A 16,679-nucleotide genomic window follows, 5' to 3' on the forward strand; every position below is an offset into this window, starting at 1 on the left:
AGAAAATCTTCCTTAAAGGAATCCGGGGGCTTCGAGGAAAGCCGGGAGGGGAAATCCTGGGAATCGAGAGCGGCTCTGCAACCTAACCAGCGAACGTCGCCTTCGCAAACACCGGAAAGCGGCCGGGTGTCGTCTCGCCCCGGCCGCTCCCGCCCCCTTCGCGGGACGTTTTTCAGTCCGTCGTACGGGAAGACTCGCTGGTCGTGGCGGTCTGCTGGAACAGCCATTCGGACTTCAGCTCGGCATACCCGGGCTTGATCACCTCGTTGATCATGGCGAGTCGTTCATCGAAAGGAATGAACGCTGATTTCATCGCATTGACCGTGAACCACTGCATGTCGTCGAGTGTGTAGTCGAATGCGTCGATCAGCAGCTCGAATTCCCGGCTCATGCTCGTCCCGCTCATCAGCCGGTTGTCGGTGTTGACCGTGGCCCGGAAGTGGAGCCTGCGGAGCAGCCCGATGGGGTGCTCGGCGAACGAGGCGGCGGCGCCGGTCTGGAGGTTGGAGGAGGGGCACATCTCCAGCGGGACGCGCTTGTCGCGGACGTAGGCCGCGAGGCGGCCGAGGCGGACGGAGCCGTCGTCGGCGACCTCGATGTCGTCGATGATCCGGACGCCGTGGCCGAGCCGGTCGGCGCCGCACCACTGGAGCGCCTGCCAGATGGAGGGCAGCCCGAAGGCCTCGCCGGCGTGGATCGTGAAGTGGTTGTTCTCCCGCTTGAGGTACTCGAAGGCGTCGAGGTGCCGGGTGGGCGGGTAGCCGGCCTCGGCGCCCGCGATGTCGAAGCCGACGACGCCGGAGTCGCGGTACCGGTTGGCGAGTTCGGCGATCTCCAGGGCGCGGGCGGCGTGCCGCATGGCGGTCAGGAGGGCGCCGACCCGGATGCGGTGGCCGGCGGCCCTGGCCCGCCGCTCGCCCTCGCGGAAGCCTTCGTTGACGGCCTCCACGACCTCTTCGAGGGTGAGTCCGCCCTCCAGGTGCTGCTCGGGGGCGTACCGCACCTCGGCGTACACGACGCCGTCCTCGGCGAGGTCGGCGGCGCATTCGGCGGCGACGCGGAAGAGGGCGTCCCGGGTCTGCATGACGGCGCAGGTGTGCGCGAAGGTCTCCAGGTACCGCTCCAGGGAGCCGGAGTCGGCGGCTTCGCGGAACCAGATGCCGAGCTTGTCGGGCTCCGTCTCGGGGAGCTGCTCGTAGCCCTGCTCCCGGGCGAGTTCGATGATCGTGCCGGGGCGCAGTCCGCCGTCGAGGTGGTCGTGGAGCAGCACCTTCGGGGCACGGCGGATCTGGTCCGCGGTGGGGACGTTGGGGGTCTGGCTCGTCATCTTCGCACTGTAGCCCCTACGCGCGTAGAACACCCCGCGTGGCGCCCGTTTTCTTGTGGCGGGGCGAAGGGGCGCCGTGCCGGGCGTCGCGGCCCCGGCCCTGATCCGCCGGACAGGCCCTAGCCTGCCCGCATGACCTCGACCTCGACCACGGCCGCGTCCGAACTCCCGCGCGTGCACCGCTTCCTGTCCGACTTCCACCGCCGTCAGGCGGCCCGTACCGTCGACTTCCCGGGCGCCTTCGCGGTGCTCGACGACGCCTACCGGCACTCCCGGGGCAACAACCACGTGCTCGTCGACGGGGCCGTGGACCCGGAGGCGCTGCCCGGGTACGCGGAGGAGGCGCTCGGCCATCTCCCGTACCGCTTCTCCTACGTCCTCGACGAGACGGTCGCCGCGGCCTGCCGGGCACCGATGGAGCGGGCCGGGTACCGGCACGCCACCACGATGATCATGGCGCACACCGGCCCGGTGCCCGAGCACGGCGGGGCGCGGGAGGTCGACTTCGACGAGCTGCGCGAGCCGGTGACCGCCTCCTGGCCGCGATTCGCCCCGGAGGCGCCGCCGGAGCACATCCGCGACCTGGTGGAGCGGCGGGTGGCGCGCCGGCGCGGCGCCGACGACGTGCGGTTCTTCGCCGCGCGCACCCCGGCGGGCGAGGTGGCCGCGTGGGCCGACCTCTACATGGACCCGGCGAGCGGCATGGCGCAGATCGAGGACCTGGTCACCGTGGAGGCCCACCTCGGGCAGGGGTACGCCGGGAAGGTCCTGGACACGGCGCTGCGCGTGGCCGCCGACGCGGGCTGCTCGACCCGCTTCCTCACCGCCTTCGCGGACGACTGGCCGCGCCACTGGTACGGCCGGAAGGGCTTCACGGCCATCGGCTCGGTGGCCCGCTTCGAACGGGTCTGACGCGCACGGCCGTTCGAGCCCGGCACGACGATACGTAACAGTGACCGCGCGTACGGCTGGCGTACACCTCCGCTTCTGAGACTGTTCTGTCATGGCGCTCTTCGCACTCGTGGGGCCGCCCGAAGCACGGAGACCCCGGCTCGGACGGCCTGTTGGAGGTTCCCGCACGTCGGCGGCGGTGGGTGGCGTGGTGCTGCTCCTGCCGGACGGTGAGCCGGTGTCGGCGCGGCGGGCCTCCGCGCGGGCGCACGCGGCGATGCTTCCGCTGGGGCGCGGTCTGGCCCGGGCGGGGCGGTCCGAGGAGCTCGCCGCGCACGTGGTGCGCTACCGGGCGCGCGGCTGGAACGGGGCCGATGCGAACCTCGTGGCGGACGCCTCCTGGGCGGTCGCGGAGGCGGTACGGCGCTACGGCGACGTCCCGGTCTGCCTCGTCGGTCACGGGATGGGGGCGCGGGCGGCACTGCGGGCGGCCGGGCATCCCGCGGTCGCCGCGGTGCTCGCGCTCGCGCCGTGGCTGCCGGAGGACGACGTGGCGGCGGAGCCGGAGCCGGTGCGGCAGCTGGTGGGGCGCAGGGTGCTGCTCGTGCACGGCACGAACGACGCGCGGACGGACCCGGAGCTGTCGTTCCGGTTCGCCGAGCGGGCGAAGAAGGCGAACCGGGACACCTGCCGCTTCGAGGTGCACTCGGACGGCCACGCGCTGCGCCAGTACGCGGCCGAGGTCCGGGCCCTGGCCGCGGACTTCGCGCTGGGCGCCCTCTTCGGCCGGCCGGTCGCCCGGCCGGTGACCGACGCGATGGCGGCTCCCCCGCCGCTCGGCCTGCGGATGCCGCTGGCAGCCGGGTTCGGGGGTTCACGCCGGAGGTGAGGGCCCAGGGGCGTCGCCAGGAGGAGCTCACGCCGGAGGTGACGGCTCCTTCGGAAGCAGGTGGCCGCGCCTGCTCAGCAGGAACTTCTTGAAGGCGGCCACCGGGGCCGTGTCCGGATGGCCGTCGAGCCAGGCCACGCCGATCTCGCGGACCGCCCGCGGCGCGGTGACGGTGAGTTCCACGACGCCGGGACGGGGGACGGCGGGCGGCGGCAGCAGGGCGACGCCGAGGCCGGCGGCGACGAGGCCGCGCAGGGTCTCGGCCTCCTCGCCCTCGAAGGCGACCCGGGGCTTGAAGCCTGCCTCCGCGCACAGGTCGTCGGTGATGCGGCGGAGCCCGTATCCCGGCTCCAGGGTCACGAAGGTCTCGTCCGCGGCCTCGGCGAGGCGCACCCGCTTGCGGCCGGCGAGCCGGTGGTCGTCCGGGACGACGAGCCGCAGCCGCTGCTCGTCGAGGCGCCGGGCGACCAGGTCGGGGGCGTCGGGCACGGGCGAGGTCAGGCAGAGGTCGAGGTCGCCGGCCCGCAGCCGTTCGATCATGGCCTCGCCGTAGTTCTGGACGAGGGTGAAGCGGATCCTCGGGTGGTCGACGCGGAAGGCGCGGATGAGGCCGGGGACGGTCTCGGAGCCCATGGTGTGCAGGAAGCCGAAGGCGACGCGTCCGGCGGTCGGGTCGGCGTCGGCCCGTACGGTGTCGGCGGCCCGTTCCACCTCGGCGAGGGCCCGCTCGGCGGCGGTGAGGAAGCGGCGGCCTGCCGGGGTGAGGGAGACCGTGCGGCCGCGCCGGGCGAAGAGGGTGACGCCGAGGTCCTGTTCGAGCCGGACCATGGCCCGCGAGAGCGTCGACTGCGGCACGCCCATCTCGGCGGCGGCGCGGGTCACGTGCTCGTGCCGGGCGACGGCGGCGAAGTACGCGAGCCGCGGCGCCAGCAGGTGTCCCATGTCTTCTTCGTTACTGTTCGGTGACAGGCGAGGCTGTGACCTGTACTCATGCACCATGGGAACGATTACAGCAGTTCCGTGCATTGGACGCATGAAACGGACCGGCCTACGTTCGTGACATGCCTTCCGCCAGTACCAAGGCGGCCGCCACCACCGCGTCCGCCGACACCCGCCTCGCCCCCGGCACCCCCGGCCACCGCCGGATGAGCCTCGCGCTCTTCGCCGCCGGACTGGCCACCTTCGCCCTCCTCTACTCCACGCAGGCCCTCCTTCCGGCCATCTCGGCCGAGTTCGGCGCCACCGCCTCCGCCGCCTCCTGGACGGTCTCCGCCGCCACCGGCGCCCTCGCCCTCTGCGTCCTGCCGCTCAGCGCCCTCTCGGAGCGCTTCGGGCGGCGCGCGATGATGACGGCCTCCCTCTCGATCGCGGTCGCCGTGGCGCTCCTGGTGCCGCTCGCCCCGAACCTGGAGTCGCTGATCGCGCTCCGCGCCGTCCAGGGCGCCGCGCTGGCCAGCCTCCCGGCCTCCGCGATGGCGTACCTCGCCGAGGAGGTGCGGCCCAGGGCGCTGATCGCCGCGATCGGCCTCTTCGTGGCGGGCAACTCGATCGGCGGCATGAGCGGACGGCTCGTGACCGGCTGGGTCTCCCAGCTGTGGGGCTGGCGCGCCGGTCTGGCCGCCGTCGGCCTGACCTCCCTGGTCTGCGCGCTCGCCTTCCGGGCGCTGCTCCCGAAGGCCCGGCACTTCACCCCCGGCACGCTGAACCCGAAGGCACTGGCCCGGACCGTCCGGGGCCACCTCTCCGACCCGCTGCTCATGCGCCTGTACGTGATCGGCGCCCTGTTCATGACGGTCTTCGGCGCCGTGTACACGGTGATCGGCTACCGCCTGGTGGAGGCCCCGTTCTCGCTGCCGCAGGGCGTGATCGGCTCGATCTTCCTGATCTACCTGGTCGGCACGGTCTCCTCGGCGGCCGCCGGGAAGCTCGTCGGGCGGCTCGGCCGGCGCGGGGCGCTGTACCTGGCGGTGTCGACGACGGCGGCGGGCCTGCTGTTCTCGCTCTCGGACTCCCTCGCCCTGGTCCTCGTGGGCCTGGTCCTGATCACGGCCGGTTTCTTCGCGGGCCACGCGGTCGCCTCCTCCTCGGTGAGCCGCACGGCGAAGGCGGGTCGCGCGCAGGCCTCGGCGTTGTACCAGTCCGCGTACTACCTGGGCAGCAGCGCGGGCGGCACGCTCGGTGCGATCGCCTTCCACGCGGGCGGCTGGGCGGGTACGGTCCTGATCGGCCTGGTCGCGGTCCTCGGGGTCGTCTCGGTCACCCTGTACGGCTCGCACAGCGCGCGCGTCGAGGCGCGGCGGCTGCACCTGGCGGCGTAGGAACCGGCCACCGCTGCCCGTCGGGGACTCCCCAAGCCGGGCCGCAACCGTCACACTCCCCCGTACGTCCTCGAATGCAGGGACTCTAGGGGGAGTTGACGATCATGAAACGAATCGCGCGGCTCATGGGAAGAAGGGCGGGCATCGCCGCCGGCATCACGTCACTCGTGGTGCCGATGACGATCGCGCTCGGTACGGCCCCGGCGCAGGCGGCGTCCTGCAACGTGACGACGGGGCCGTACCAGAAGCAGGTGGAGAAGTTCCTCGGACGGCCGGTCGACGGGCGCCAGTCGCTCGCCGACTGTCAGGCCACCCAGGCCTTCCAGCGCAAGCACGGCATCACCCCGACCATGGGGTACGCCGGGCCGGTCACGTGGCGCACCATGAACACGATGCTCCAGCAGAGGGCGGCGGGCACCAACCCCAACCGCTCGGGCGCCTGCCCGACCAACAAGGGCCGGATCGCCTGCGTCGACCTGACCCGCCAGCTCAGCTGGATCCAGGACGGCGCGCGCCTCAAGTACGGGCCGGTGCCGGTCCGCACGGGCAAGGACGGCACCGAGACCCGTACCGGCGCCAAGAAGATCTACTGGCGGAACATCAACCACTGGTCGACGCTCTACCACGTCTCCATGCCGTACTCGCAGTTCTTCGACGGCGGCCAGGCCTTCCACTCGACCACCAAGTCCATGTGGAACCCGCCGGGTTCCGGCGGCTGCGTCAACATGCGGCCGGCGGACGCGAAGGCGTACTGGAACCTGCTCAGGAACGGCGACGACGTGTTCGTCTACGGACGCAAGCCGGGAACCTGACCCCGGCTGTCAGTCGGCTGCGGTAGCTTCCCTCTCACCGGCACCGAACGGGTGCCGGTGAGGGGTGAGTGGGGTGTGGACCCGATGAGCGACGCCGCGACCGCGACGACCGACGATCTCGACAAGTACCGCAGGGAGCTGACCGGTTACTGCTACCGGATGCTCGGATCCTCCTTCGAGGCGGAGGACGCGGTGCAGGACACGATGGTCCGCGCCTGGAAGGCCATCGGGTCCTTCGAGGGCCGCTCCTCGCTGCGGTCCTGGCTGTACCGGATCGCCACCAACGTCTGCCTGGACGCGCTGAACGCCGGCAACCGGAGGGCACGGCCGATGGACCTGACCTCCCCGACGCCGGTGGCGCAGGCGCAGCTCGTCAAGCAGCCGGAGATCACCTGGCTGGAGCCCGTCCCCGACGGACGGGTCCTGCCGTCGGTCGGCGACCCCGCGGAGGCGGCCGTCTCCCGCGAGACCGTACGGCTCGCCTTCGTGGCCGCGCTCCAGCACCTGCCGCCCAAGCAGCGGGCCGTGCTCATCCTGCGCGAGGTCCTCGCGTGGAAGGCGAGCGAGGTCGCCGAGCTCCTCGACACCTCCGTCGCCTCCGTCAACAGCGCCCTCCAGCGGGCCCGCGCGACCCTCGCCGAGCAGGCGCCGGCCGCCTCCGACCCGGCGAACCCGCTGGACGAGGAGCAGCAGGCTCTCCTGGAGCGCTATGTCGCGGCCTTCGAGGGCTACGACATGAAGGCGCTGACGGCGCTCCTCCACGAGGACGCGACGATGTCCATGCCGCCGTACGACCTGTGGCTCCAGGGTCACGACGACATCGTCGGCTGGATGCTGGGCGTCGGCGACGTGTGCCGGGGCTCGAAGCTGGTCGCGACCGTGGCGAACGGCTCGCCGGCCTTCGCCCACTACCACCCGGACCCCGAGGGCGGCTACAGCCCGTGGGCGCTGATCGTCCTGGAGCTGCGGGACGGCAAGGTCGCCGGGATGGACTTCTTCCTGGACACGGAGCGCTGGTTCCCGCTCTTCGACCTGCCGGCGCGGCTAGAGGCCTAGCGTCTCCGACAGGCCGGTGAGGCGGAGCAGGGCCCGCAGTTCGGGCCCTGCTCCCTCGAAGCGGAGGTGGTGACCTCGCCGCCGGGCGGTGAGCTTCAGCCGGGCGAGGGCGTCGACGGCGGCGAGGCCGGCCGGTGCGAGGCCGCCGATCTCGCAGACGACGGCGGTCGGCTCGGCGGCGTCGAGCAGGGCGCAGAGCCGCCCGACGTCGTCGGGCGTGGGCGGCCCGGAGAGCCGCAGTTCGAGGGCGCGAGAGGTGTCCACGACAGGGAGACCGGCGGGGCGCCCGTAACTCATCGGACGGGGTCGCGGCGCGGTGCCCGTGACTCAGCGGTGCCCGTGACTCATCGGCTTCCGGGGCCCGACCACCGGATCGCTAGGCTCGGGCCATGACTCATGATCGCGTCGAACTGGTGATCTTCGACTGTGACGGTGTTCTGGTGGACAGCGAGCGGATCTACTGCCGGGTGGACCGGGAGGTGTTCGCGAGGCTCGGTGCCGAGTTCTCGGAGGCCGAGGTGGTCGAGCACTTCGTCGGCTCCCCGACCGAGATCTGGACGGCGCTGGTCGAGGAGCGGCGCGGCGAGCCGCTGCCCGTGGACTGGCACGAGCCGTTCCGGCCGCTGTACGAGGAGGCGCTGGACGCGGAGCTCACGGTCGTCGAGGGCGTGACGGCCGTCCTGGACGCCCTGGAGGTGCCGTACTGCCTGGCCTCCAACGGCAGCCACGGCTCGATCCGGCGCAACCTGACCCGTACGGGCCTGCTCGACCGGTTCGAGGGCCGGATCTTCAGCGCCCGTGACGTCGCCCGCGGCAAACCCGCCCCGGACCTCTTCCTGCACGCCGCCGCCACGATGGGCGTCCCGCCGGAGCGCTGCGCCGTCGTCGAGGACAGCCCGTACGGCGTCCGGGCCGCCCGTGCGGCCGGCATGCGCGCCTTCGGCTACTGCGGGGGCCTGACCCGCGCGGACCGTCTCATGGGCGAGCGGACGGTCGTCTTCGACGACATGCGCGAGCTGCCGGCCCTGCTGACGGGGGCCCGGCGATGACCGACTGGTCCCGGCTCTTCCACGCGTACGGGACGGCGACGGACACCGCGGAGGTCCTCGCCGGTCCCCTGGCGGCGGCCGGCGACCACCTGTGGTCGGCGATCCTGCACCAGGGCTCGGTCTGGCCGGCGACCCCGCCGGTGCTGCGGGCGGTGGCGGCGCGGCTGCCGGAAGCCCCGGTCCTCGGTCTGTCCTTCGTACGGGACGTGGCCTCGGCGGTACGCATGGGATCCGACGTCGAGGAACTCCGTGCGCGGGTCGCGGCTGCCCCGACGGAGGCGTGGATCCTCGCGTACGCCGCCGCCGACGAGGACGACCAGGTGGACCGGTGGGGCGACGAGACCGGTGACCTGGTCCTCGCGGGAGCGGCCCTGGACTGCTGGGACCTGCTTCCGGAGCTCGTGGTCCCGGTCGCGGAGTTCCTGGAGGACCCGGACGAGCAGGTGCGGGCGCACGCGTGGGCGGCGGTCACCGCCCTCCTGGCCCACCCGGACGCGGCGGACCGGGCGCCCGGGCTGCTGCCCCGCCTCGCGCGTCTCGCCGCGGCGGCGGAGTCCGTGGAGGAACGCGCCTCGCTGGTCATGGACCTGGGAGGTCTCGGCGGCGACGCCGGGCCCTTCCTCGTGGACCCGAGTCCGCTGGTGCGGTGTGCCGCGGCGATGACCCCTCCCCTGAGGGACGACCCGGCGGCGCACGAGGAGCTGCTGCGGATGGCGGTGACGCCGACCGGGTTCGACGCCCTGACGGGCCTCCCCCGGTTCGGGGGCGAGCCGCCCCGCTGGACCCTGATCTCGGTGCTGTGCGACCGGGTGCGGGACTTCTCCCGGCTGTACGAGGCGTCCCTCGCGGCCCTGCCCCAGGCCTTCCGCCTCGCCCCCTGCCCGGACCTGGGCCCTTATCTGAAGGTCGCGTTCCCGGCGGGGTGGCCGGACGGTCCGACGGAGGAGCAGCGGGGTCTCGCACGGGAGGTGGCGGCCCGGGAGGAGCTGTGGGGCCCGATCAACGGCAACCGTCGCATCACCCTCGGCGGTCTCGGGCTGCCGAACGACCGGGAGGCGTGGCGGGCGCTCGGCTGAGGACGGGGCGCGGCATGCCGGACGGGGCCGGTGGTGGTCCACCGGCCCCGTCCGTCCGGGGGCGTCGCAGGCGGATGCCTACGCGATGCGGTCCAGCACGATCGGGTTCGGGGTGAACGCCGTGCCCTCCGGCTCGATGTCCCACGCCCCCGACAGGGACTTCAGGGCGTAGTCGAACTTCTCCGGGGTGTCCGTGTGGAGGGTCAGCAGCGGCTGGCCCGCCGTCACCGTGTCGCCCGGCTTGGCGTGGAGCTCGACGCCGGCACCCGCCTGCACCGGGTCCTCCTTGCGGGCGCGGCCCGCGCCCAGGCGCCAGGCGGCGATGCCGATGTCGTACGCGTCGAGGCGGGTGAGGACACCGGTCGACGGGGCCGTGACGACGTGCTGCTCGCGGGCGACCGGGAGGGTCGCGTCGGGGTCGCCGCCCTGGGCCGCGATCATCCGGCGCCAGACGTCCATCGCCGAGCCGTCCCGGAGGGCCTTCGCCGGGTCGGCGTCCTTGATGCCGGCGGCGGCCAGCATCTCGGCCGCGAGGGCGATCGTCAGGTCGACGACGTCCTTCGGGCCGCCGCCCGCGAGGACCTCGACCGACTCGCGGACCTCCAGGGCGTTGCCGGCGGTGAGGCCGAGCGGGGTGGACATGTCGGTGAGCAGTGCGACGGTCTTCACGCCGCTGTCGGTGCCGAGACCGACCATCGTCCGCGCCAGCTCGCGCGCGTCCTCGATGTTCTTCATGAAGGCGCCGGTGCCGACCTTGACGTCCAGGACGAGCGAGCCGGTGCCCTCGGCGATCTTCTTCGACATGATCGAGGAGGCGATCAGCGGGATGGCCTCGACCGTGCCGGTGACGTCGCGGAGCGCGTAGAGCTTCTTGTCCGCCGGGGCCAGGCCGTCGCCCGCCGCGCAGATGACCGCGCCCGTGGTGTCGAGGACGTGCAGCATCTCCTCGTTGGAGAGCAGCGCGCGCCAGCCGGGGATGGACTCCAGCTTGTCGAGCGTGCCGCCGGTGTGGCCGAGGCCGCGGCCGGAGAGCTGCGGCACGGCCGCGCCGCAGGCCGCGACGAGCGGGGCGAGCGGAAGGGTGATCTTGTCGCCGACGCCGCCGGTGGAGTGCTTGTCGGCGGTCGGGCGGGAGAGCGCGTCGAAGTTCATGCGCTCGCCGGACGCGATCATGGCGGCGGTCCAGCGGGCGATCTCCGTGCGGTTCATGCCGTTCAGCAGGATGGCCATGGCCAGGGCGGACATCTGCTCGTCGGCGACCGCACCGCGGGTGTACGCGTCGATGACCCAGTCGATCTGCTCGGGGCTCAGCTCGCCCTTGTCCCGCTTGGTGCGGATGACGGAGATGACGTCCATGGTGGTGCCTCTTTCTACGCGCATAGAGGGGGGAAAGGGGAGCGACCCTTCCCATCGTGCCGGAAGGGCCGCTCCGAGGTGTTACTTGGCGAGGTGGTCCGGGCCGAAGGCCTGCGGGAGCATCTCCGCCAGGGTCAGGAACCCGGCCGGGGTCTCCAGGACGAGCTCGGGGCCCCCGAACTCGTACAGGAGCTGCCGGCAGCGCCCGCACGGGACCAGGGACTCGCCCCGGCCGTCCACGCACACGAAGTGCGTCAGACGCCCGCCGCCGGTCGCCTGGAGCTGCGAGACGAGCCCGCACTCGGCGCACAGGCCGAGGCCGAAGGAGGCGTTCTCCACGTTGCAGCCGGAGATCACCCGCCCGTCGTCCACGAGGGCCGCCGCGCCGACCGGGTAGCCCGAGTACGGGGCGTACGCGTGGGACATCGCCTCGCGGGCGGTCTCCCGCAGGAGGTCCCAGTCGGGCTCCGGGAGGGCGGGCGTCACTTGCCCTCGCCCTTGCGGTACGGCAGGCCGTCCGCCTTCGGCATCCGCAGGCGCTGCGCCGAGAGGGCCAGCACGAGCAGGGTGGTGATGTACGGGGCGGCGTCGACGAACTGGCTCGGGACCTCGTCGGTGAGCACGTACCAGAGGAAGAAGCCGACGGCGAAGACCGCGCCGATCGCGGCCACCACCCACTTCTTCTTGTACATCTGCCACAGCGCGGCGATCACCAGGAGCAGCGCGACGAGCAGCAGCAGCGCGTGGACGTTCTCGGCGCCGCCGCGCAGCTTGAGGCTGTCGGTGAAGCCGAAGAGGCCGGCGCCCATGGCCATGCCGCCGGGCATCCAGTTGCCGAAGATCATCGCGGCGAGACCGATGTAACCGCGGCCGCCGGTCTGGCCCTCCTGGTAGATGCCGGTGGAGACGATCGCCAGGAAGGCGCCGCCGAGGCCGGCCAGGCCGCCGGAGACGACGACGGCGATGTACTTGTACTTGTAGACGTTGACGCCGAGGGACTCGGCGGCGACCGGGTTCTCACCGCAGGAGCGGAGCCGCAGGCCGAAGGCCGTGCGCCAGAGCACCCACCAGGTGGCCGGGATGAGCAGGGCGGCCACGATCGTCAGCAGCGACAGGTGGGTGACCAGGCCGCCGAGGATGCCGGCGATGTCCGAGATCAGGAACCAGTGCTTCTGCTGGAGGTCGATCAGCCAGTCGGAGAGTCCCGGGATGGTGATGTCGGTGATCTGGTCGATGCGCGGGGACTGCTTGGAGGAGCCGCCCTCGGCCTTGTCGAAGGTGAAGTTCGACAGGTACTGGGTGAAGCCGACCGCCAGGATGTTGACGGCCACACCGGAGACGATGTGGTTCACGTTGAACGTGACGGTGATGATCGCGTGCAGCAGACCGCCGATCGCGCCGCCGAGGATGCCGACGACGACACCCGTCCACGGGCCCCACTGGTAGCCGGCCCAGGCGCCGAACCAGGTGCCGAGGACCATCATGCCTTCGAGGCCGATGTTGACGACGCCCGCGCGCTCGGACCACAGACCGCCGAGACCGGCCATGGCGATCGGCACGGCGAGCTGGAGCGCGCCGGAGACCTGGCCGACGGAGGTGAGGTCGTCGGCCCCGGAGACGACGCGGACGAGCGAGAAGAGGACGATGCCGGCCGCGACGATCAGCAGGATCCAGGGCCAGGTCAGCTTGCGGCGTCCGGCCTTCTTGGGCGCGGCGCTCGGCTTGGCAACGGTGCCGGTGCTCATGCCGCCACCTCCTTGTCGGTCTTGATGGCGCCGCCGGCGGCGAGCTCCTCGCCGACCTTCTGCTGCTGGCGGCGGAGGCCGTAACGGCGGACGAGCTCGTAGGAGACGACCACGGCGATCACGATGATGCCCTTCATGATCTCGGTGATCTCCTTCGGGTAGCCCGCGATGTCGAGGCTCGAGGACGCCTTCTCCAGGAACGCGAAGAGCAGGGCTGCGAACAGGATGCCGACCGGGTGGTTGCGGCCGAGCAGGGCGACGGTGATGGCGGTGAAGCCGACGCCGACAGGGAAGGCCAGGCTGTACGTGTGCGTCTCGCCGAGCAGGATCGGCATGCCGGCCAGACCGGCGAGGGCACCCGAGATCAGCATCGCGGTGAGGATCATCTTCTTGGCGTCGACGCCGCTGGCCCGGGCCGCGGACTCGCTCTCGCCGGTGGCGCGGAGGTCGAAGCCGAACTTGGTGCGGTTGAGGACGAACCAGTAGACGACACCCAGGGCGAAGGCCACGAAGGTGAAGCCGTAGATCTGGCCGCCCTCGCCCATGTCGATGCCGGGGAACCAGCCGGACTCTGCGATCTGACCGGTGGTGAGGTCGTTGGAGCCCGCGGGCTGGACGCCGAAGTTCTTCGGCAGGATCAGCCAGGCCACCAGGGAGGTGGTGATGGCGTTCAACATGATCGTGGAGACGACCTCGGAGACGCCACGGGTGGTCTTCAGGATGCCCGCGATGCCGGCCCAGAAGGCACCGGTCACCATCGCGACGAGCACGATGAGCAGGATGTGCAGCGGACCGGGCAGGTCCACGGCGGCGCCGACCAGCGCCGACAGCATCGCGGCGAGGCGGTACTGCCCGTCGACGCCGATGTTGAAGAGGTTCATCCGGAAGCCGATGGCCACGGCCAGGGCCGCGAGATAGAGGGTTCCGGTGTAGTTGACGATGAGGACCTGGACGTCGGAGTACCCGGCGTTGTCGATCATCAGCCGGATCGGCTCGATCGGGTCCAGGCCCGTCGCGAGCAGCACCAGAACGGTGAGCACGAAGGAGGTGACCAGAGCGAGCACGGGGCCGGCGGCCCCGATGATCAGCTTGTCCTTGTCGATCTTCATCATCGGGCGTCACCGTCTTCGGACTGCTCTTCGGTGCCTTCGAGGCGGCCGGTGGCTGCGCCTGTCATGGCGGAGCCCAGCTGCTCGGGCGTGATGGTGGCGGGGTCGGCGTCGGCGACCAGCTTGCCGCGGTACATGACCCGGAGCGTGTCGGACAGGCCGATCAGCTCGTCGAGGTCGGCGGAGATCAGCAGCACCGCGAGGCCCGCGCGGCGGGCGTCCCGGATCGCGTCCCAGATCTGCGCCTGCGCGCCGACGTCCACACCGCGGGTGGGGTGGGCGGCGATCAGGAACTTCGGGTTGTGGCTCATCTCGCGGCCGACGATCAGCTTCTGCTGGTTGCCGCCGGAGAGGGAGGACGCGGTGACGTCGATGCCGGGGGTGCGGACGTCGTACTCGCGCACGATCCGCTCGGTGTCCTTGCGGGCGGCCTTCGGGTCGAGGATGCCGCGCTTGGAGTTGGGGGCCTCGGTGACGTGGCCGAGGATGCGGTTCTCCCAGAGGGGGGCCTCCAGGAGCAGGCCGTGGCGGTGGCGGTCCTCGGGGATGTAGCCGATGCCGCCCTCGCGGCGCCTGCGCACGGAGACCTTGGAGATGTCCTCGCCGTCGAGGGTGATGACGCCCGCGTCGGGGGCGGACATGCCCATCAGGGCCTCGATGAGCTCGGTCTGGCCGTTGCCCTCGACACCGGCGATGCCGAGGATCTCGCCCTTGTGGATGGTGAGCGAGATGTCGTCGAGGAGCTTGCGGCCCGCGCCGATCTCCTGGAGGGTGACCGCGCCGGACGGGTCCGGCGGGGCGGCGGTGGTGAGCGGGGCGGCCGCGGCGGCGCCGGCCTCGGTCAGGGTCAGGCCCTCGACCTGGAGCATCGGGACGTCCGTGACCGTCGACTCGCGGGTCTCCGGCGAGGGCAGCTCGCTGCCGACCATCAGCTCGGCGAGCTGCTTGGTGGTGGCGGTCTTCGGGTCGGCGGTGCCGACCGTGGTGCCCCGGCGGATGACGGTGATGTCGTCGGCGACCTTCAGGACCTCGCCCAGCTTGTGCGAGATGAAGATGACGGTGAGGCCCTCGGACTTGAGCTCGCGCAGGTTGTCGAAGAGCGCGTCGACCTCCTGCGGGACCAGGACGGCGGTCGGCTCGTCGAGGATGAGGATCTTCGCGCCGCGGTAGAGGACCTTGAGGATCTCCACGCGCTGCCGCTCGGCGACGCCGAGGTCCTCGACGAGCGCGTCGGGGCGGACCCCGAGGCCGTACGCGTCGGAGATCTCCTTGATCTTCCTCCGCGCCTTGGCGCCGATGCCGTAGAGCTTCTCGCCGCCGAGGACGACGTTCTCCAGGACGGTGAGGTTGTCGGCGAGCATGAAGTGCTGGTGCACCATGCCGATGCCGCGGGCGATGGCGTCACCGGGGGTGGAGAAGGTGACCTGCTCGCCGTCGACCGCGATGGTGCCCTCGTCCGGCTTCTGCATGCCGTAGAGGATCTTCATGAGGGTCGACTTGCCGGCACCGTTCTCGCCGATGAGGGCGTGCACGGTGCCCTTGCGGACCGTGATGGCGATGTCCTTGTTGGCGACGACGCCGGGGAAACGCTTGGTGATGCCGTGCAGTTCTACGGCAGGGGGGCTGGACGCGTTGATGACGCACTCTCCTTGGCCGGAAGGAGTGGGAGCGGGGAGGGCAGGGCGGGGCGAAGTTATCGTGCCAGGGAGACATCTACACGCGTAGCGCTGCCGAAAAATGAAAACCCGTACGGGAATGGGGCCGGGGCCCGGGATCCGGTGGGGCTGCCACCGGACGCCGGGCCCTGGCTCAGGTCGTGACCTGGGTGTCCTTACGGAGTGGTCTTGACCGTGATCTTGCCGTCGACGATCTCCTTCTTCGCCTTGTCCACCGCGGCGATGAGGTCCGTCATCTTCGTGTACGCCGGGTTGGAGTCGGCCAGGCCGACGCCGTTGGCGGCGAGGCCGTAACGGATCTCACCGGCCTGCGGCTTGCCGTCCTTGACCGACTTGATCACGTTGAAGACCGAGCCGGAGACGTCCTTGGTGACCGAGGTCAGGATGTGGTCCTTGTACGCCGCCAGACCCGCCTGCTTGTACTGGTCGGAGTCGACGCCGATGGCCCACTTGCCCGCGGTGGCGGTGGCCTCGATGGCGCCGGCGCCGGCGAGACCGGCGGCGGCGTAGATCACGTCGGCGCCCTTGTCGAGCTGGCCCTGCGCGGCGGCCTTGCCGAGGTCGGGCTTCGAGAAGCCGTCGAAGTTCGGCGGCTGGGTCAGGTACTGGGTGAGCACCTTCGCCTTGGGGTTGGTGTCCTTGACGCCCTGAGTGAAGCCCGCCTCGAACTTCTTGATCAGCGGGACCTCGACGCCGCCGATGAAGCCGACCGTGCCGGACTTGGACGCCTTGGCGGCGGCGACGCCGGCCAGGTAGGAGCCCTGCTCCTCGTTGAAGACGAGGTTGGCGATGTTCGGGCCGGTCTTCGACGTGTCGTCGATGAGGCCGAAGGTGGTCTTCGGGAAGGACTTGGCGACCTTCTCGATGGCCGGGGCGTAGGAGAAGCCGACGCCGATGACCGGGTTGTTCCCGGCGCGGGCCAGCGAGGTGAGGCGCGCGACCTTGTCGGCGTCGCTCTCGCCCTGCGACGGCTCGGCCTCGGAGCCCTTGACGCCGAGCTCGGCCTCGGCCTTCTTCAGGCCGGCGTAGGCGGCGTCGTTGAACGACTGGTCGCCACGGCCGCCGATGTCGTACGCGAGGGCGGCCTTGAGGGCGCCCGACGCCGAGGACGAGCTGGAGCTCGAACCCGAGTCGTTGGACGACTTGCCACACGCGGTGACGGACAGGGCGAGCGCCGCGGAGGCGATGCCCACGGTCGTGATCCTGGTGATCCGGCGCAAGAGGAGGGTCCCTTCAAGACTGACCGAAAGCGCCTCTTCCGGCGCTGGTTTCGCGGCGATCGTAACGCGCGTAGATGTCAGTTAAAGACCCGTTCATGAGTCGTTATCGGATCGTCGCGAACCGGCCAGCCGAGGCTACCGGGGGCGTTCGGCCC

At 71.5% G+C, this 16,679-nt stretch carries 16 protein-coding genes; 7 read left to right on the plus strand and 9 right to left on the minus strand.

What is annotated here, in order from left to right; translation table 11 throughout:
- Nucleotides 1-172: 172 nt before the first annotated feature.
- Complete coding sequence (locus BLW86_RS14265) at nucleotides 173-1,327, minus strand: adenosine deaminase (RefSeq protein WP_093874405.1); 1,155 nt, start codon at nucleotides 1,325-1,327, stop codon at nucleotides 173-175.
- A gap of 132 nt (nucleotides 1,328-1,459) precedes the next feature.
- On the opposite strand from BLW86_RS14265, the gene BLW86_RS14270 reads away from it, so the two are divergent.
- Nucleotides 1,460-2,239, plus strand: coding sequence for a GNAT family N-acetyltransferase (locus tag BLW86_RS14270; protein ID WP_093874406.1), 780 nt, complete (start codon nucleotides 1,460-1,462; stop codon nucleotides 2,237-2,239).
- 91 nt (nucleotides 2,240-2,330) lie between these two features.
- Nucleotides 2,331-3,107, plus strand: coding sequence for an alpha/beta hydrolase (locus tag BLW86_RS14275; protein WP_093874407.1), 777 nt, complete (start codon nucleotides 2,331-2,333; stop codon nucleotides 3,105-3,107).
- 27 nt (nucleotides 3,108-3,134) lie between these two features.
- On the opposite strand, the gene BLW86_RS14280 is transcribed toward BLW86_RS14275, so the two are convergent.
- Nucleotides 3,135-4,106 (minus strand): LysR family transcriptional regulator, encoded by a 972-nt coding sequence (locus BLW86_RS14280; RefSeq protein ID WP_093874408.1) that lies wholly within the window; start codon nucleotides 4,104-4,106, stop codon nucleotides 3,135-3,137.
- Nucleotides 4,107-4,168: 62 nt separating this feature from the next.
- On the opposite strand from BLW86_RS14280, the gene BLW86_RS14285 reads away from it, so the two are divergent.
- The 3 genes from BLW86_RS14285 (at nucleotide 4,169) to BLW86_RS14295 (ending at nucleotide 7,293) form a co-directional block, all read left to right on the plus strand.
- Nucleotides 4,169-5,425, plus strand: coding sequence for an MFS transporter (locus BLW86_RS14285; protein WP_093874409.1), 1,257 nt, complete (start codon nucleotides 4,169-4,171; stop codon nucleotides 5,423-5,425).
- Nucleotides 5,426-5,550: 125 nt separating this feature from the next.
- A complete protein-coding gene (locus BLW86_RS14290) occupies nucleotides 5,551-6,237 on the plus strand; it encodes a L,D-transpeptidase (protein ID WP_177181934.1) in 687 nt (228 codons plus the stop codon).
- 84 nt (nucleotides 6,238-6,321) lie between these two features.
- Complete coding sequence (locus BLW86_RS14295; RefSeq protein WP_093878662.1) at nucleotides 6,322-7,293, plus strand: sigma-70 family RNA polymerase sigma factor; 972 nt, start codon at nucleotides 6,322-6,324, stop codon at nucleotides 7,291-7,293.
- Here BLW86_RS14295 and BLW86_RS14300 read toward each other — a convergent pair.
- The gene (locus tag BLW86_RS14300) at nucleotides 7,282-7,557 is read right to left on the minus strand and encodes an STAS domain-containing protein (protein WP_256341310.1); all 276 of its coding nucleotides are present in this window, start codon (nucleotides 7,555-7,557) and stop codon (nucleotides 7,282-7,284) included. The two genes, BLW86_RS14295 and BLW86_RS14300, sit on opposite strands and share 12 nt — an antisense overlap.
- A 125-nt stretch (nucleotides 7,558-7,682) precedes the next feature.
- Here BLW86_RS14300 and BLW86_RS14305 point away from each other — a divergent pair, with 125 nt between their 5' ends.
- Together BLW86_RS14305 and BLW86_RS14310 are read left to right on the plus strand one after the other, a co-directional pair.
- Nucleotides 7,683-8,342 (plus strand): HAD family hydrolase, encoded by a 660-nt coding sequence (locus BLW86_RS14305; RefSeq protein ID WP_093874412.1) that lies wholly within the window; start codon nucleotides 7,683-7,685, stop codon nucleotides 8,340-8,342.
- On the plus strand, nucleotides 8,339-9,418 hold the full coding sequence (locus tag BLW86_RS14310) for a hypothetical protein (RefSeq protein ID WP_093874413.1): 1,080 nt from the start codon (nucleotides 8,339-8,341) through the stop codon (nucleotides 9,416-9,418). Before BLW86_RS14305 ends, BLW86_RS14310 begins: the two co-directional genes overlap by 4 nt.
- A gap of 78 nt (nucleotides 9,419-9,496) precedes the next feature.
- On the opposite strand, the gene BLW86_RS14315 is transcribed toward BLW86_RS14310, so the two are convergent.
- The 6 genes from BLW86_RS14315 to BLW86_RS14340 all read right to left on the minus strand — a co-directional run bounded on the left by BLW86_RS14315 (nucleotide 9,497) and on the right by BLW86_RS14340 (nucleotide 16,524).
- Complete coding sequence (locus BLW86_RS14315; protein WP_093874414.1) at nucleotides 9,497-10,774, minus strand: thymidine phosphorylase; 1,278 nt, start codon at nucleotides 10,772-10,774, stop codon at nucleotides 9,497-9,499.
- 81 nt (nucleotides 10,775-10,855) lie between these two features.
- On the minus strand, nucleotides 10,856-11,260 hold the full coding sequence (locus BLW86_RS14320) for a cytidine deaminase (RefSeq protein WP_093874415.1): 405 nt from the start codon (nucleotides 11,258-11,260) through the stop codon (nucleotides 10,856-10,858).
- Entirely contained in the window at nucleotides 11,257-12,519 is a 1,263-nt protein-coding gene (locus BLW86_RS14325; RefSeq protein ID WP_093874416.1) for an ABC transporter permease, read from the minus strand. Before BLW86_RS14325 ends, BLW86_RS14320 begins: the two co-directional genes overlap by 4 nt.
- Nucleotides 12,516-13,631 carry an ABC transporter permease gene (locus BLW86_RS14330; protein ID WP_093874417.1) on the minus strand — a complete coding sequence of 372 codons (1,116 nt, stop codon included), beginning with the start codon at nucleotides 13,629-13,631 and terminating at the stop codon, nucleotides 12,516-12,518. The genes BLW86_RS14325 and BLW86_RS14330 overlap by 4 nt, the downstream gene beginning before the upstream one ends.
- The gene (locus tag BLW86_RS14335) at nucleotides 13,628-15,265 is read right to left on the minus strand and encodes an ABC transporter ATP-binding protein (protein WP_093874418.1); all 1,638 of its coding nucleotides are present in this window, start codon (nucleotides 15,263-15,265) and stop codon (nucleotides 13,628-13,630) included. Before BLW86_RS14335 ends, BLW86_RS14330 begins: the two co-directional genes overlap by 4 nt.
- Before the next feature lie 194 nt (nucleotides 15,266-15,459).
- The gene (locus BLW86_RS14340; RefSeq protein ID WP_093874419.1) at nucleotides 15,460-16,524 is read right to left on the minus strand and encodes a BMP family lipoprotein; all 1,065 of its coding nucleotides are present in this window, start codon (nucleotides 16,522-16,524) and stop codon (nucleotides 15,460-15,462) included.
- Between the last annotated feature and the right edge of the window lie 155 nt (nucleotides 16,525-16,679).

The sequence above is a fragment of the Streptomyces sp. TLI_105 genome (genome assembly GCF_900105415.1).
Classification (GTDB): domain Bacteria; phylum Actinomycetota; class Actinomycetes; order Streptomycetales; family Streptomycetaceae; genus Streptomyces.

Bases quoted from the DNA above. Each gene is read 5' to 3' on its own strand.
- BLW86_RS14265 (WP_093874405.1), bottom strand. From the start codon at position 1,327: ATGACGAGCCAGACCCCCAACGTCCCCACCGCGGACCAGATCCGCCGT.
- BLW86_RS14270 (WP_093874406.1), top strand. From the start codon at position 1,460: ATGACCTCGACCTCGACCACGGCCGCGTCCGAACTCCCGCGCGTGCAC.
- BLW86_RS14275 (WP_093874407.1), top strand. From the start codon at position 2,331: ATGGCGCTCTTCGCACTCGTGGGGCCGCCCGAAGCACGGAGACCCCGG.
- BLW86_RS14280 (WP_093874408.1), bottom strand. From the start codon at position 4,106: ATGGTGCATGAGTACAGGTCACAGCCTCGCCTGTCACCGAACAGTAAC.
- BLW86_RS14285 (WP_093874409.1), top strand. From the start codon at position 4,169: ATGCCTTCCGCCAGTACCAAGGCGGCCGCCACCACCGCGTCCGCCGAC.
- BLW86_RS14290 (WP_177181934.1), top strand. From the start codon at position 5,551: ATGGGAAGAAGGGCGGGCATCGCCGCCGGCATCACGTCACTCGTGGTG.
- BLW86_RS14295 (WP_093878662.1), top strand. From the start codon at position 6,322: ATGAGCGACGCCGCGACCGCGACGACCGACGATCTCGACAAGTACCGC.
- BLW86_RS14305 (WP_093874412.1), top strand. From the start codon at position 7,683: ATGACTCATGATCGCGTCGAACTGGTGATCTTCGACTGTGACGGTGTT.
- BLW86_RS14310 (WP_093874413.1), top strand. From the start codon at position 8,339: ATGACCGACTGGTCCCGGCTCTTCCACGCGTACGGGACGGCGACGGAC.
- BLW86_RS14315 (WP_093874414.1), bottom strand. From the start codon at position 10,774: ATGGACGTCATCTCCGTCATCCGCACCAAGCGGGACAAGGGCGAGCTG.
- BLW86_RS14325 (WP_093874416.1), bottom strand. From the start codon at position 12,519: ATGAGCACCGGCACCGTTGCCAAGCCGAGCGCCGCGCCCAAGAAGGCC.
- BLW86_RS14330 (WP_093874417.1), bottom strand. From the start codon at position 13,631: ATGATGAAGATCGACAAGGACAAGCTGATCATCGGGGCCGCCGGCCCC.